Raw genomic sequence first — 15099 nt, forward strand, 5'->3', positions numbered from 1 at the left:
CCACAAATTATAAAAATTTGCGAGCCTAAGGTCAATATTTTTTTGAATTTGTTCTGTCGAAGTAATTTATTTAAAGAAGTGATTTAAACTTATTTTCTAAACTTATTTTTAGTGATTATATTTTTTAATTTTGCTTTCAAATCTTCTCCAGTATCATAAACCATTTGTTCACTAGAAGGATACGGAACTGCTCGTTTGTCAAAATAGAAGTAATTATCATCCGAAGCCCTGCGATCCCCTTTGTAAGTAGAATATATATTCTCGAAAATATATTCACTTGTAAGTGGAAAAGCTTGTAGCAATTGATTGGATTTAAAATCTAAATAATCTACTTTGGCGGTAATTTGGCATGATTTTAATTGTCTGATTTCATAAATATGAATTCCAACTGTTTTCATATTGTCAACCATAATTTCTTTTCCTTTATCATCTATAACCACTTTTCCATTGGCATCTAATAATTTTATTTGACCGTCTTTTATTTGACGTTCTTTATCAAATTCTTTTTCTTTTGTTTGTTCAGGTGAAATATTTATTTCTCTAAAATTAATAGTCATTCCGTAGTCATAATTAATACCTTTTTGTTTGTTACTCTGATAAATAGTCCATTTATCGTTGAGTCCATAAGTACTAAAATTTAGTAAATCATTTTGCAAGCGTACAGGAATTATTAGATTAGTTTCGTTTTTAGTATTTACAAAAACATAATCTGTACCTTTAAATTGTGCTTCATCCATTAGTTTTAGCACATCTTTATAATTTGAATTTATCTGGTTTAAATAAATCAAATCATCATAAGCTCTTCTAAAATTCATTTTGTTTGAAGTAAGTAATAAAGCTTTGGCATTAGTATATAAATAATTAGACAATGCGTTTTTACTAGAAATAATTTCTTCACTATAATTTTCTAAAGGGAAAATCGCATTTCTACCTTCTTTTAATAATACTAACGGAAGTAGTGGTTTTATTTTTTCCTGACGGTTATTTAATTGCAAATATAAATTGTATAATTTTTCGATTTCACGAGGATTTGCTTCTTTTACAAGAAAATTAATAGTATTTAAATCACGTTCTTTCGCTTTTGCAAAAGCTTCTTCTAGCAAGTAAATATAATCTTGTTTGCCTTTTTTATCCTTACTAGTGCGTAAACTAGAAATAGCATTATCAATTGCTTCATCATAATTTCCTGAGCTCAATAAACTTTGAGTTTGTTTAACTCCGCAAGCGGAAATAATTAGAATGAATACTATTAAAGGAGTAATTTTTTTCATGTTAAATTTTTTTATAAATTTAGTATTTAATTTTTTTTGAATTCTTTAAAAAATTCTTTTTGAAATCGAACAACGATGCCAAAAAAATCCGACAGTTTTAATTTGTCGGATTTTAATACTTAAAAAAATTATCTACTTCCTCACAAAAGGTGGTAATAATTTATTAGCTACTTCACCAAAACCTATCCTCACCTCATTTTTTTTACAATATCCTTTAATGATTACGGTATCATTATCATTTATAAATTTACGTTCGGTACCATCTTTTAAAACTATGGGATTTTTACCACCCCAAGATAATTCAAGCATCGAACCATAATTGGACGGTGTTGGTCCCGAAATTGTTCCAGAACCCATTAAATCACCAGAATTAACTCGACAACCATTAGAAGTATGATGCGCTAACTGTTGGCTCATTGACCAATACAAATATTTAAAATTTGAATTAGAAACTAGAGTAGCTTCACCATTTTCGGGTTTAATTATTACTTCAAGATTAATGTCAAAAGTATGCTTGCCATTTTGTTGTAAATAGGGTAGAGGATTAGGATTTTGTTTCGGCCCTTTTGTTCTAAAAGGTTCTAAAGCATCCATAGTAACTATCCAAGGAGAAATTGATGTTGCAAAGTTTTTAGCCAGGAACGGTCCTAAAGGTATATATTCCCATTTTTGAATATCTCGTGCGCTCCAATCATTTAGTAAAACCATTCCAAAAATATAATCTTCAGCTTGGTGAACAGGAATATTTTCCCCCATTATATTCACATCAGTAGTAATAAATCCCATTTCAAGTTCAAAATCAATAGATCGTGAAGCTCCAAAAACAGGAGTAGTTTCTCCATTTGGCAACATTTGTCCCATAGGTCTGTGTATCGGGATTCCAGACGGAATTATGGATGAACTTCTGCCATGATATCCTACAGGAATATGCAACCAATTGTCTAAAAGTGGGTTTTCGGCATCACGAAACATTTTTCCAACATTAGTGGCATGCTCTTTACTTGAATAAAAATCAGTATAATCACCAATTAAAACAGGTAATTGCATTTCTACATCTTTCATCTTACAAACAATAATTTCTTTGTGATCAGTATTATCTCTTAATAAAGGATTAGTGCTTTCAAAAATTTCAGAAATTCTATTTCTAACCAATCGCCAAGTTTTTTTTCCATCTGATATAAAATCATTCAAAGTGTCTTGCATGAACATATCATCAGTTAATTCTATACCTTCAAAATAATTTAATTGTTGTAAAGCTCCTAAATCAATCGCGTAATCACCAATTCGAGTACCAATAGTAATAACATCATCCTTTGTAATAAATACACCAAAAGGGATATTCTGTATTGGAAAATCGCTGTTATTTGGTACATCTAACCAAGACTTAATTTTTGGATTATTGGCTGTTATTAACATTACGTTGTGTTGATATTATGTTGAAAATTCATTTATCAAATATATCATTATATGTCAATTTAACAAACTGTTTTTGTAAATTTGCATAGTTTTTAACTAAAAATTATAAAATGCAACACGATGAACAAATCTTCAATTTAATTCTTGAAGAACAAGACAGACAAATTCACGGTATTGAGCTTATTGCATCAGAGAACTTTGTAAGTGATCAGGTAATGGAAGCAACAGGCTCTTGCTTAACCAATAAATATGCTGAAGGATATCCAGGAAAGAGATACTACGGAGGTTGTGAAGTAGTTGATATAGTAGAGCAAATTGCTATTGATAGAGCTAAAGAATTGTTTGGAGCTGAATATGCTAATGTACAACCACATTCTGGTTCACAAGCCAACACAGCAGTTTATCATGCTTGTTTAAAACCAGGCGACAAAATACTTGGTTTCGATTTATCTCACGGTGGGCATCTTACTCATGGATCTCCCGTAAATTTTTCTGGCAGACTATATGTGCCATCTTTTTATGGCGTTGAAAAAGAAACGGGAAGATTTGATTATGATAAAATTCAAGAAATTGCTACTCGTGAAATGCCAAAAATGATTATAGCAGGTGCATCAGCCTATTGTCGTGATATGGATTTTGAAAGATTTAGAAAAATTGCAGATTCTGTTGGAGCTTTATTATTAGCCGATATTTCTCACCCTTCTGGATTAATAGCTAAAGGGTTGATGAATGATCCAATACCACATTGTCATATTGTTACAACAACTACTCACAAGACTTTACGTGGACCAAGAGGTGGTTTGATTTTGATGGGGAAAGATTTCGAAAATCCATTTGGACTAACTACACCAAAAGGAGAATTAAGAATGATGTCTAACCTATTAGATTTAGCTGTTTTCCCTGGAAACCAAGGCGGTCCTTTGATGCATATAATTGCTGCAAAAGCGGTTGCATTTGGAGAATGTTTGAGTGACGAATTTTTTCATTATTCTGTTCAAGTACAAAAAAATGCAAAAGCAATGGCAGCTGCATTTATAAGAAGAGGGTATGATTTAATATCGGGAGGTACTGATAATCACATGATGCTTATTGATTTACGAAATAAAAACATTACTGGTAAAGAAGCTGAAAACGCATTAGTAAAAGCTGAAATTACAGTTAATAAAAATATGGTACCGTTTGATGATAAATCGCCATTTGTTACCTCAGGTATTCGAGTGGGTACTCCAGCCATTACTACTAGAGGTTTGGTTGAAGCAGATATGGAAATCATTGTAAACTTGATTGATAAAGTTTTGATGAACCACACCAATGAAGCAATTATTGAAGAAGTTGCCGATGAAGTAAACGAAATGATGGGAGAACGAGCAATGTTCGTTTTCTAAGATTCATATTTAGTAAAACAAAATCCCTGTAAAAGCAATTTTACAGGGATTTTTTTTGAAATTAATAGTAAATTATTTAGACGATTCTTTTACCAATCGTTTTAAAATAGCCCATTGTTTTAAGGCGTCTCTTGCTTCTACAGCAGGGTAACCCAACATTACTTTTCCAGCTGGAATATCTCCTGTAACCCCAGATCCAGCACCTACAATAGCTCCGTCACCTATAGTAGTATGGTCTTTTATAGAGGCACTTCCTCCTATAATTACTCCGTTGCCTAAAGTTACTGAACCAGCCAATCCGCTATTTCCAGCCATAATACAAAAACGACCTAGCTTGCTGTTATGACCAATTTGAACCAGATTATCAATCTTACATCCATCACCTAAAATTGTAGAACTGAATTTTCCTCTATCCACACAAGAATTGGCACCAATTTCTACATTATTTCCTATGATTACATTTCCTATTTGAGGAATCTTGACTAATCCTCTTTCCGGATCGGGACGAAACCCAAAACCGTCTGCACCAATCGTAGCATTGGGATGAAAAATACAATCAGTTCCTATATGGCATCTTTCTCTAATTACGGTTCCTGACCAAATTATTGTATTTTTTCCAATGGTACAATCGTCAAGAATAGTAACATTTGGGTATATAGTTACATTATCACCCAGTTGCACATTAGGACCAATATAACTTCCCGCACCAATTCTAGTCCCATTTCCTATAACAGCCGTTTTATCTACAATAGCTGTAGGATGAATATCAGTATGGAATAGGGGAGTTGGTGGAGCAAAAAGTGATAGTATTTGCGACATCGCCAAATCAGCATTTTTTACTTTAATGAACGCTTTATTCTCGCCTGGTTCTATCGAAATATCTTCATTTACAACAGCTACACATGCTTTTGAATTTGCCCAAAGCTTTTCATATTTTTTGTTTCCAATAAATGAAATTTCAGTTTCACACGCCATTTCTAATTGTTCTGGCGCAGTAATAGTATGGTTTGTATGTCCAACAATAGTACCTTTTAAAATGTCATTTATTTCTAGAAGAGAATAGGATTTCATTATTTTCGATATAATTGGTTAGTATATAATTCTCAAATTAAGTAAATTTGAGTTGAAATACCTAAAGATAATATTTATATTTTCTTCACGTATTGAGTGATGATTACAATTTGTTGCCCATCGACTTTTCCTTCAATGTATTCCCCATTTTCGTGATCTAGTCTAATGTTGCGCACAGCAGTTCCTTGTTTGGCAACCATGCTGGAACCTTTCACTTTTAAATCTTTGATTAAAACTACTGAATCACCGTGTTCTAAAAGGACTCCGTTACTATCGCGATGAATGATTTTATTTTCATCGGCTTCGCCTTCACCAGTTGCTTGTGCCCAGGCTAAAGTGTCCTCGTCTAAATACATTTGGTCTAGTAATTCATGATTGCGCAAGCGACTCAACATTCGCCATGAAACAACCTGAACAGGCAAATGTTCGCTCCACATGCTATCATTTAGGCATCGCCAAAGGTTTGTGTCCATTTTTTCAGGATTTTCGATTTGGTCAATGAAAGTTGTATTTATTAAAATAGTTTCGTCAATTCCTCCTTTTCGTTTTGGCAAAACTTGATATGCTTTTAAATCGTTAGTAAGTCCAGAAAGTTCACATTTTCCTCCACTTCGTTTTTCTAATTCTCTTTCTATACTCATTGTTTTAGGGCTTTTATTTTTGTGATTTTTGTATTATTTAAACTAAATTCTACTTTTTGTTTTTTACTCTAACGGCTTCAGGAACCAACATTTCGTATTGACCTCCATTTCTAATAACATCTCGAACAATACTCGAACTAATATAAGAAGTATTTGCAGCCGTTAATAAAAACACCGTTTCAATTTTAGATAAACGTCTGTTAGTGTGTGCAATGGCTTTTTCGAATTCAAAATCAGCAGGATTACGAAGTCCACGAAGGATAAAATTGGCTTTGAGTTTTTTGCACAAATCAATAGTTAAACCTTCATAAGTAACCACACTCACTTTTGGTTCATCGGCGAAAGCTTCTTCTATAAAACGAGTTCTGTCTTCTAAAGAGAACATGTATTTTTTTTCGGCATTGACACCAATAGCAACAATGATTTCATCAAACAAAGGAATGCTTCTTTTGATAATGTCATAATGCCCTAAGGTGATGGGGTCAAAGGAACCTGGGAATATTGCTTTTTTCATTATTATTTTATCAAAATGGAACGCGGATGAAACTAATTTTCAAACGCAGATTTATACTGATTTTTATTTATTTTTCACAAAGTTAACGAAATTATACTTTATTTAGTTAAAGCCAATTCTATAGCATTAGTAAACAAATCTTCTAAAGAAATTCCTGCTGCCTTGGCTTGTTGCGGAATTAAACTTTCAGTGGTCAATCCAGGAATGGTATTCATTTCGAGCATGTGAGGTTCGCCATCGACAATGATGAATTCACTTCTTGAGAATCCTTTCATTTTTAAAACTTCGTAAGCACGTTTTGCAATGACTCCAACTTTTTCGGTCATTTCGTCTGAAATTCGGGCTGGAGTAATTTCTTGCGATTTCCCTAAATATTTGGCTTCGTAATCGAAGAAATCATTTTCGGAAACGATTTCTGTAATTGGCAAAACGGTAATTTTTCCTTGATAATTGATGACTCCAACAGAAACTTCAGTTCCGTCTAGAAAACTTTCGATGATGATTTCGTTGTCTTCTTTGTAGGCCACTTCTATGGCGATAGGCAATTCGGCTTCGGTTTTTACTTTAGATATCCCAAAACTAGACCCAGATTTATTGGGTTTTACAAAACAGGGCATTCCAACTTTTGCTGCTATTTCTTTAGTATCGATACTATCGCCTTTGTTGAGGTAATAGGAAGTAGCTGTTTTTATTCCGTAGGGTTTTAAAACAGATAACAAATCACGTTTGTTGAATGTTAATGCTGCTTGATAATAATCGCAGGAAGTTTGCGGAATTTGAAGCAATTCGAAATAGGCTTGCATTAATCCATCTTCTCCTGGTGTGCCATGAATGGCGTTGAACACTGCATCGAAAGTAATTTTTGTTCCGTTTACGGTTACTGAAAAATCGTTTTTATCTATAGGAACTTCGGTTTCATTGTCATCGACAAATACCCATTTTTCTTTAAAAATATGGATTCGGAAACCACTGTATTTGGTTTTATCTAAAAATTGATAGACGACATTACCGCTAATGAGTGAAATTTTATACTCACTAGAATAGCCTCCCATGATAATTGCAATATTCTTCATTTTATAACAGAATTTTAAATTGATGACCAAAACCATAGCCCTGATTGCAGCGATATCCTTTTTCTTTTTTTTATTTTGAGGTACGAAACAGTGAAAAAAGGAAAAGATGAAGCGTAAAGCAGGAAATAGCTCCTAAAAATTGTACACAAAATTATCATTTTTTTTGGAATGAATTGCCTTTACTATTTTTATATCTTTGCACAAATATTTTTTTTATGAGTTTACGCAATTACCTGACTAGTAAAGTCTTTTTTATGCAGATGCTAATAGCAATATCGATTGTATTGGTTTTGGGCTATTTGTTTTTTCATTGGCTGACTTATGTTACTGATCATAATGAAGAAATTATGGTCCCTAATTTAAATAATTTGAGTGAACTAGAAGTAGAAGAAAAGTTAGATGATTTGAATTTAGAATACGTTTTGCTTGATAGTGTAGATTTTGATAAACGCTTTAAAAAGCATTGTGTAGTAGAGCAAGACCCTATTGCTGGAGCTAAGGTTAAGGAAGGCAGAAAGATTTATATTAAAATTAATTCGTCGGGTTTCAAGACAGTTCAAATACCAAATTTGATTGAGAAAACCTACCGACAAGCGGTTCCTACCCTTAAATCGATTGGATTGGAAGAAGGAAAGATTACCTATAAACCGTATTTAGGAAAAGATATGGTTCTTGAAATGTATTTGAATGGTAAGAAATTAAATCCTGGGGATAAAGTTTTTAAATCATCAAAAATTGATTTGGTTTTAGGTGATGGGAATGTAGGTTTTGATGATACAGAGTTAGTAGATAGTTTGTCTACTCCAGCAATTGAAGAAACCCCTGTTGATGGACAATAATAGTGATTTTCAGGAAATTGTAGAGGACGAATTGTTTGAACATTTTAGATTTGATGTTCCTAAAGGGCAATTATTATTGCGGATTGATAAATTTTTGATGAATTTGATTCCGAATGCTACTCGAAATAAAATACAAAATGCGGCTACTGCGGGCAATATATTTGTAAATGACATTCCGGTTAAATCAAATTATAAGGTAAAGCCATTAGATGTGGTTCGGATTTTATTATCGCATCCACCATTTGAAAACAGAGTTGATCCTGAAAATATTCCGTTAGATATTGTTTATGAAGATGCTTCTTTACTACTCATCAATAAGCCAGCAGGTTTAGTAGTGCATCCTGGTCACGGAAATTATACTGGGACTTTAGTAAATGCCTTAGCTTATCATTTTGAGAATTTACCCATGAACAGCAGTGAACGCCCTGGACTTGTACATCGAATTGATAAAGACACAACAGGACTTTTAGTGATAGCGAAGACCGAGGCAGCTATGTCGCATCTAGCCAAGCAATTTGAGGCTAAAACATCTGAAAGAGAATATATTGCTATAGTTTGGGGAAATGTAAAAGAAGAGCAGGGAACTATAGAAGGCAATATTGCCCGACATGTAAAAGATAGAATGCAAATGGCGGTTTTTGCCGATCCAGAAATTGGAAAACCTGCTATTACTCATTATAAAGTTTTAGAACGTTTTGGATACGTAACTTTAGTTTCTTGTATTTTAGAAACGGGTCGTACGCATCAAATTAGGGTTCACATGAAGCATATTGGTCATCCTTTATTTAATGATGCCCGTTATGGTGGCGACTTGATTTTGAAAGGAACCACGTTTACCAAATACAAACAGTTTATAGACAATTGTTTTAAAATACTACCACGACAAGCACTTCATGCCAAAACATTAGGATTTATACATCCTACTTCAGGCGAGATGTTGCGTTTTGATACCGAATTGCCTCAAGATATGAAAGAGGTCATCGAAAAATGGCGGGGGTATTCTAAATTGAATATGGTTGATGAGGACGAATAATCAAAAGAGTCAATTTCTAATTCAACTCAGCAAAAGTATCTCCTTGATTAATATTTCCTGATTTGAAGCCTTTATTAAACCAATACATTCTTTGTTCAGAAGTTCCATGAGTAAAACTATCGGGAACTACATGACCTTGCATTTTACTTTGTATGGCATCATCGCCTACAGCATTAGCAGCACTTAAGGCTTCTTCTATATCGCCGGCTTCTAACATTTGATTTGTGTTTTGGTTGTAATGCGTCCATAAGCCTGCAAAAAAATCGGCTTGGAGTTCTAATGCAACTGATAGTTTATTGGCTTCGGCTTCTGATTTTTCTTCTTGCAATTGCCTCATTTTTAAGGAAGTTCCTAATAAAGTTTGGACATGATGACCTACTTCATGAGCAATTACATAAGCAATAGCAAAATCACCACCTTGAGCACCAAAACGAGTTTTTAATTCTTCGAAGAAAGCTAAGTCCATGTAAACTTTTCGGTCACTAGGGCAATAAAATGGGCCAGAGGCTGAAGTTGCAAATCCACATGCAGTTTCTACATTATTTCTAAACAAAACCATTTTAGGCTCTTCATATGTAAGCCCATTTTCTTGAAATATTTTTTTCCAAACGTCTTCCGTATCCGCTAAAACGGTGCTTACAAATTCGCCCATTTTTTGATCAGCTGCTGATAAAGGTTCTGCGTTTTGGGTTTCGGTATTTTGACCTTGTTGTAATTGTTCTAAAATTGGAGTAAGTTGTTGTGCATTTTGTCCTCCAAAAAGATTAATTAATAAAATTATAATTCCAATAGCTCCTCCACCAAGGGCAACTTTACCGCCTGAAAAGCCTCTTCGGTCTTCCATATTATCACTTTGTCTTCTTCCTATCCATTTCATGAGTTTTCGTTTTAGATTAAAATTAGTTTAAACTATACTAATCCATTTAGAAATTATTTTTTCTATAGTATCTTTTACAAATGGTTTTGATGCGTAATCATCCATTCCAGAAGCTATACATCTTTCTTTTTCTCCAACAATCGTTCCTGCAGTAAGCGCAATAATTGGTATATGATTATTTGAAGGTTCCAACTTACGAATTTCCTGCGTAGCTTCATAACCATCCATTGTGGGCATTTGAATATCCATAAAGATAATATCAGGATTTATTTCTTTATATTTTTCTACTCCCTCTTTACCATCAAAAGCTACATGAATTGTACTATTTGGAATAATTTGTTTTATTAATGTTTTTGCCAAAAGCATATTAATTTTATTATCTTCTATGATTAAAACTTGAAACTGTTTGTTATCAAATTTTTTGTTCATTATTTCAATTTCTGTTTTTGGCAATAAAATAGTATCTTTTTCTTTTTTAAGGCTAGTTTTTATTTTTGCAATCTTGAAAGTTACATCAAAGAAAAAAGTACTTCCCTTACTAAATTCGCTTTCTAATTGTAACTTGCTATTCATCAAACTTAATAATTGGTTGGATATGGTTAATCCTAGTCCTGTTCCGCCAAATTTTTTGGTCATCGAGCTGTCTTCCTGAGAAAATGCTTCGAATATTTTCTCTTGATTTATTTTCTTAATACCGATTCCAGTATCTTTAACATAAAATCTTAATTTACAATCTTCATAGTTTGACTCAATAACAGAAATATTCAATTCTACGCTACCCTTTTCAGTAAATTTTAATGCATTGCTCAATAAATTAATTAATATTTGTTTTAGTCTAACATAATCTATAAAAAGTGATTTTGGTACGTCCTCGTTTATGTTTAGAAATAGTTTTATTTTTTTTGTTTCTGATTCATATTTTATCAATTCAATCACATTGTTACACAATTCAATTATATTGTATTTTTCAATATGAAGTTCTAGTTTACCGGATTCAATTTTGGAAAAATCAAGAATATCACTAATAACTTCCATTAATGAATTGGCAGATTGATTAATAGTATTCATATACTGTTTTTGAAAATCCTCTAATTTAGTATTCATTAACAAATCAGTAAAACCAATAATTCCGTTTAAAGGTGTTCTAATTTCATGACTCATATTAGCAAGAAACTCTGATTTTGCTTTACTGGCAGCTTCAGCATATTCCTTGGCTTTTATGGCCTCTTCGGATTCTTTTTTGTTTGTAATATCAAAATATATCCCTACGGTATATTCAATAGTATTATTTTTTGAGATTGCATCTCCAAATTCTTCTACCCAAATATACTCTCCACTTTTTCTTTTTATCCTATAAATAGAATGAAAAGGGACCCCAACTGATAAACTTTCTCTTTGACTATTCATAATTTGTTCACTTTCATCTGGATGAATTAGGGACAAATACGATAAGTTATGTTCAATAAAATCTGATTTAGAATACCCTGTCAGTATTTCAACTTTATCATTAATATATACTTTTGTTGAAGTTTCGTCATACTTAGACAAATAGGCAGTTCCGGGGATGTTATTTGCTAATAATTTAAATTTATCTTCACTTTCACGAATTGCAATTTGGTTAGAAATTCGTTCTAAAGATGACGCAATATTGCTAGCTAATGTTTGTAGAATATTTATTTCATCATCAGACCAATTTCTTTCATTTTCACAATCATCTAAACCTATAAACCCAGTGAATGTGTCTTTAATAAAAATAGGAAAAATTAATATTGATTTTATATCATTATCTTGTAGCAATTTTTTAAAAACTGTATTCTCTAATTCATTTGTAAAAGCATTATAATGTTTTCTGTTTTTTATTTTTTCTAAAATTTCAGAAAAATCGTCATGCGTAAAATTGCGTAAAGGCGTAATTTGTAATTGAATATTTTCTTTACCCCACTTGTATTTTTGTCTTATTAAATTTGTCTCAGGATCATTTTCATAATAATAGATGTGGTCTACATTTGTTACTTTTCCTATTATTGGATAGGTTTCTTTAAAAATATCAATTTGATTATCACTTAACAAGAATTTCTCAGTACACATAGCCATTGCCGAGAGTAATTCGCTTTTATAAGATAACGCTTTTTCGGCTTCTAATCGCATTTGAGAAGTGCCCGCAATTACAATCAAATCAGAAACAGAACGTGCATAGTTTATGTCTTCATTGTCCCAGTTTTTTATTTTTTCTGTAGCTTCTAAACAAATAATTCCTTTTAATTCACCGTCTATAAAAACTGGAGTATCAAGTAATGAAACGATATTATTGATAGGGAAATAATCGTCACAAAATTCTCTTATCATTGTATTTGAATATACATCGTTTACTATGATTTGTGTTTCATTTTCAATTAATTTGAAGTAGTTGGGATAGTCTTTCTTAGTCAAAGACATACCCTCTTCAAATTTATTTATAGCACTAATGTATAAGAATTTACATTTAACTTCGTTTTTATCATAGTTCCAGTAACTTACTCTATTTACTTCAAGAGTTTTTGTGGTAATCTCTAAAATATTTTTTAAAATGCTATCAAAATTCTCATCAACCGAATAACTCTTTATTGTAAATTCATTTAGCGCTTTATTATACTTTTCAATTTTTTGTTGTCTATTCAGATTTTCTATTTCAATATTTTTAAGAATAGAAATATCTCTAGCAATAGCTGAAAAACCAATGATTTTCATGGAATCATTTCTACGAATAATTACTTTTTGAGAGACCCATAATTTTTCACTATTCTTTTTTATTAAAGGAAATTCAATACTAGGAAAATCATTTTTAGTATCTTCTATATTCTTATAAAACAGAGATACTTTTTTTATAAAATCTTTATGGATAAACTCTAAATAATTTTTGTTAAGGATTTCCTTTTCTGTATATCCAAGAGATTTAATTGTAAAATCATTTACAAAAGTAAAGTGGCCTTTATCATCAATTTCAAAAATAATATCTGTAGCGTTCTCAATTAAATTTTTATACTTATTTTGAATTCTATATTCATTTGTTACATCCTGACCAACACCGATAATTAAATTTTCTGAGAATTTTTTATCTTTCCATTGAATGAATTTATAGTCGCCATTTTTACATTTTAGTTTTCTAACGTGCAGTCTATTATCTATAAAATCTTCATGATACGCTTCGCCAATAAAATCAGGATCTTCGGTAAGTTTCCAAAAACTAAATCCTAAAACTTCTTCAGGAGTGTACCCTAAAATTGCTAGTATAGTTTCGCTACAAAAACATAATTCACCCTTTTTATTTGTAGCAATCGTAAGCATATTCCCTTTATTTATAATCGCGTCAGTAAATTTGAGTTTGTCTGTTAAGTTAATAAATGAGATATATTTAATATGATTTACAATTAAAACTAAAAAACTATAGTTGAGTAATAAAACTACTGTTTTGGTTGGAATTATTTTAAATATTAAAACGATTAATAAAAACAAAAAAGTTATGAAAGAAAAACACCAATATATTTTTATTGGTTTTAAAACAACATAGGCAATAAAAAAACAGACAATAAAAGCTATTATAGGAATTATATCGTTAGGGAAGAGGATTAAATTTCTAAAGATGTAAGCAAAGTAGAATAAAAAAAGTACAATAAAAATGTGCTTGATATTGCTAAAAAAAAAACTTTGATTTAGTGGATAAAATATATATAGTTAAAAATAGAAAACCAATAATACAATTAATTAACAACAAGCTTTTTGGTCTTAATTTAAAAAAATGAAAAATAATTTCAATTATTGGAATAATGATACCTAAAAATAGTATGTAATTCTGGTATTCCTTTTTGGCAAGATATGCTTCATTAACTTTATTTATAAATTTTGTATTTATGATTGATTTTAAGTTGTAAATTTTATAAATGAGCACGCTACATAAACCAATTAAAATTAATGCCAATTCAGCTTGTTGATTTATATTGATATGTATGTATAGTTTGGAAATACAATTCATTTTTGGAGATGTTTACTAACATAAAAAAATGTGAATTAATAGATGTCATTAGACAAATTATGTCAGATTTTTTATGTTATAAGGTTAGATTTGGGGGCGGGTGTTGTCTGTAAATATAGGATTTATTTTACATAAATCATAATTTATAGTAAAATTTATTTTGTGGCTTTTTATTAAAAATTATTCTAAAAATGCTTCTAATTCGCTTTTTTCATCTATTCCAATAATTTCATTATAAATAATAAAATACATGGAATACATAAATGGAAATGTAAAGAAAATACCGATGCAAAATCCAATTAGACCAAGACAGGCCATTATAGCACTAACGATAAGTAATGCTAATAAAACAAAAACTTGTTTTGAAACTATGGTGAAACTTCCTTTAATGGCTTCGAATGCAGGAATTTTTCCAAAAATGATAAGAGGAATCGTTAAGAAATTAAAAAATGATATAGCATAGCTTAGTAATGCACCAATAAATCGTATGCCAGATGACTCTAATACAGTGCTAATTCCTAAAGAAAAAATTGAGACTATGGTAGTTGCTATAAACAAGTCTTTTAGAAAGTCACTTTTATAATAGTCAAAAGCGGTAGAAACTGAAAACTCTTCATTTTTGCTTGCTTTATAGGCCATTTTCAGAATCCCAGCTGAAAAAGGGGCCGTTATTCCAGCAAATATTGAAATGCTAAGAGTATAAATAAGTACAGTTGTACCTGAAAAATTTTTTGGTTCCAGTTGTGACATATTTTCTGTTATGGTACTAAACCCCCAAAAAGCAGTAAAAACACCAATAAAAAGAGCAACGATAATTATTGAAAATAGGATAAATGTAAGACCAGCAATTAGTGCAATTTTTTTGTAGTTTTCGATCGCTTTATTAAAAATGGTTCCAAAATCAATTTCATATCCATGCTCTTGAATAGCAGCTATTTTTTCGTTTACGTTTTCCATTTTTAATTATTTT

General features: G+C 31.2%; 12 protein-coding genes. 3 read left to right on the forward strand and 9 right to left on the reverse strand.

All coding sequences use genetic code 11. The features are described from left to right. Window positions 1–89: 89 nt before the first annotated feature. Both F6464_RS00220 and fahA read right to left on the reverse strand, forming a co-directional pair. Window positions 90–1271 (reverse strand): hypothetical protein, encoded by a 1182-nt coding sequence (locus F6464_RS00220; protein WP_151105738.1) that lies wholly within the window; start codon window positions 1269–1271, stop codon window positions 90–92. A gap of 132 nt (window positions 1272–1403) precedes the next feature. Beyond that, window positions 1404–2687: a fumarylacetoacetase gene (gene fahA / locus F6464_RS00225; protein ID WP_151105739.1), complete on the reverse strand. Its 1284-nt coding sequence runs from the start codon at window positions 2685–2687 to the stop codon at window positions 1404–1406. Window positions 2688–2797: 110 nt separating this feature from the next. Between fahA and glyA the strand changes: the two genes are divergently transcribed. Further along, the gene (gene glyA / locus F6464_RS00230; RefSeq protein ID WP_151105740.1) at window positions 2798–4072 is read left to right on the forward strand and encodes a serine hydroxymethyltransferase; all 1275 of its coding nucleotides are present in this window, start codon (window positions 2798–2800) and stop codon (window positions 4070–4072) included. 72 nt (window positions 4073–4144) lie between these two features. Here glyA and lpxD read toward each other — a convergent pair whose 3' ends face one another. The 4 genes from lpxD to F6464_RS00250 form a co-directional block, all read right to left on the reverse strand. Continuing rightward, window positions 4145–5143, reverse strand: a complete 999-nt coding sequence (gene lpxD / locus F6464_RS00235; RefSeq protein ID WP_151105741.1) for a UDP-3-O-(3-hydroxymyristoyl)glucosamine N-acyltransferase — start codon at window positions 5141–5143, stop codon at window positions 4145–4147. 74 nt (window positions 5144–5217) lie between these two features. Continuing rightward, entirely contained in the window at window positions 5218–5784 is a 567-nt protein-coding gene (locus F6464_RS00240) for a PhnA domain-containing protein (RefSeq protein ID WP_151105742.1), read from the reverse strand. 49 nt (window positions 5785–5833) lie between these two features. After that, entirely contained in the window at window positions 5834–6298 is a 465-nt protein-coding gene (gene coaD / locus F6464_RS00245) for a pantetheine-phosphate adenylyltransferase (RefSeq protein ID WP_151105743.1), read from the reverse strand. A gap of 98 nt (window positions 6299–6396) precedes the next feature. Next, window positions 6397–7371 carry a D-alanine--D-alanine ligase gene (locus F6464_RS00250; protein ID WP_151105744.1) on the reverse strand — a complete coding sequence of 325 codons (975 nt, stop codon included), beginning with the start codon at window positions 7369–7371 and terminating at the stop codon, window positions 6397–6399. 254 nt (window positions 7372–7625) lie between these two features. On the opposite strand from F6464_RS00250, the gene F6464_RS00255 reads away from it, so the two are divergent. Together F6464_RS00255 and F6464_RS00260 are read left to right on the forward strand one after the other, a co-directional pair. Then, window positions 7626–8210, forward strand: coding sequence for a PASTA domain-containing protein (locus tag F6464_RS00255; RefSeq protein WP_394349378.1), 585 nt, complete (start codon window positions 7626–7628; stop codon window positions 8208–8210). Beyond that, window positions 8200–9243 carry an RluA family pseudouridine synthase gene (locus F6464_RS00260; protein WP_151105746.1) on the forward strand — a complete coding sequence of 348 codons (1044 nt, stop codon included), beginning with the start codon at window positions 8200–8202 and terminating at the stop codon, window positions 9241–9243. The genes F6464_RS00255 and F6464_RS00260 overlap by 11 nt, the downstream gene beginning before the upstream one ends. Window positions 9244–9259: 16 nt before the next feature. Here F6464_RS00260 and ypfJ read toward each other — a convergent pair whose 3' ends face one another. The 3 genes from ypfJ to F6464_RS00275 form a co-directional block, all read right to left on the reverse strand. Next, a complete protein-coding gene (ypfJ, locus tag F6464_RS00265) occupies window positions 9260–10120 on the reverse strand; it encodes a KPN_02809 family neutral zinc metallopeptidase (protein ID WP_151105747.1) in 861 nt (286 codons plus the stop codon). A gap of 27 nt (window positions 10121–10147) precedes the next feature. Next, on the reverse strand, window positions 10148–13612 hold the full coding sequence (locus tag F6464_RS00270; RefSeq protein WP_225318003.1) for a PAS domain S-box protein: 3465 nt from the start codon (window positions 13610–13612) through the stop codon (window positions 10148–10150). 697 nt (window positions 13613–14309) lie between these two features. Beyond that, a complete protein-coding gene (locus F6464_RS00275) occupies window positions 14310–15086 on the reverse strand; it encodes a hypothetical protein (RefSeq protein WP_151105749.1) in 777 nt (258 codons plus the stop codon). Window positions 15087–15099 lie beyond the last annotated feature (13 nt).

It is taken from the genome of Flavobacterium luteum (assembly GCF_008806775.1).
Taxonomy (GTDB): Bacteria; Bacteroidota; Bacteroidia; order Flavobacteriales; family Flavobacteriaceae; genus Flavobacterium; species Flavobacterium luteum.

Bases quoted from the DNA above. Each gene is read 5' to 3' on its own strand.
- F6464_RS00220 (WP_151105738.1), bottom strand. From the start codon at position 1,271: ATGAAAAAAATTACTCCTTTAATAGTATTCATTCTAATTATTTCCGCT.
- fahA (WP_151105739.1), bottom strand. From the start codon at position 2,687: ATGTTAATAACAGCCAATAATCCAAAAATTAAGTCTTGGTTAGATGTA.
- glyA (WP_151105740.1), top strand. From the start codon at position 2,798: ATGCAACACGATGAACAAATCTTCAATTTAATTCTTGAAGAACAAGAC.
- lpxD (WP_151105741.1), bottom strand. From the start codon at position 5,143: ATGAAATCCTATTCTCTTCTAGAAATAAATGACATTTTAAAAGGTACT.
- F6464_RS00240 (WP_151105742.1), bottom strand. From the start codon at position 5,784: ATGAGTATAGAAAGAGAATTAGAAAAACGAAGTGGAGGAAAATGTGAA.
- coaD (WP_151105743.1), bottom strand. From the start codon at position 6,298: ATGAAAAAAGCAATATTCCCAGGTTCCTTTGACCCCATCACCTTAGGG.
- F6464_RS00250 (WP_151105744.1), bottom strand. From the start codon at position 7,371: ATGAAGAATATTGCAATTATCATGGGAGGCTATTCTAGTGAGTATAAA.
- F6464_RS00255 (WP_394349378.1), top strand. From the start codon at position 7,626: ATGCAGATGCTAATAGCAATATCGATTGTATTGGTTTTGGGCTATTTG.
- F6464_RS00260 (WP_151105746.1), top strand. From the start codon at position 8,200: ATGGACAATAATAGTGATTTTCAGGAAATTGTAGAGGACGAATTGTTT.
- ypfJ (WP_151105747.1), bottom strand. From the start codon at position 10,120: ATGAAATGGATAGGAAGAAGACAAAGTGATAATATGGAAGACCGAAGA.
- F6464_RS00275 (WP_151105749.1), bottom strand. From the start codon at position 15,086: ATGGAAAACGTAAACGAAAAAATAGCTGCTATTCAAGAGCATGGATAT.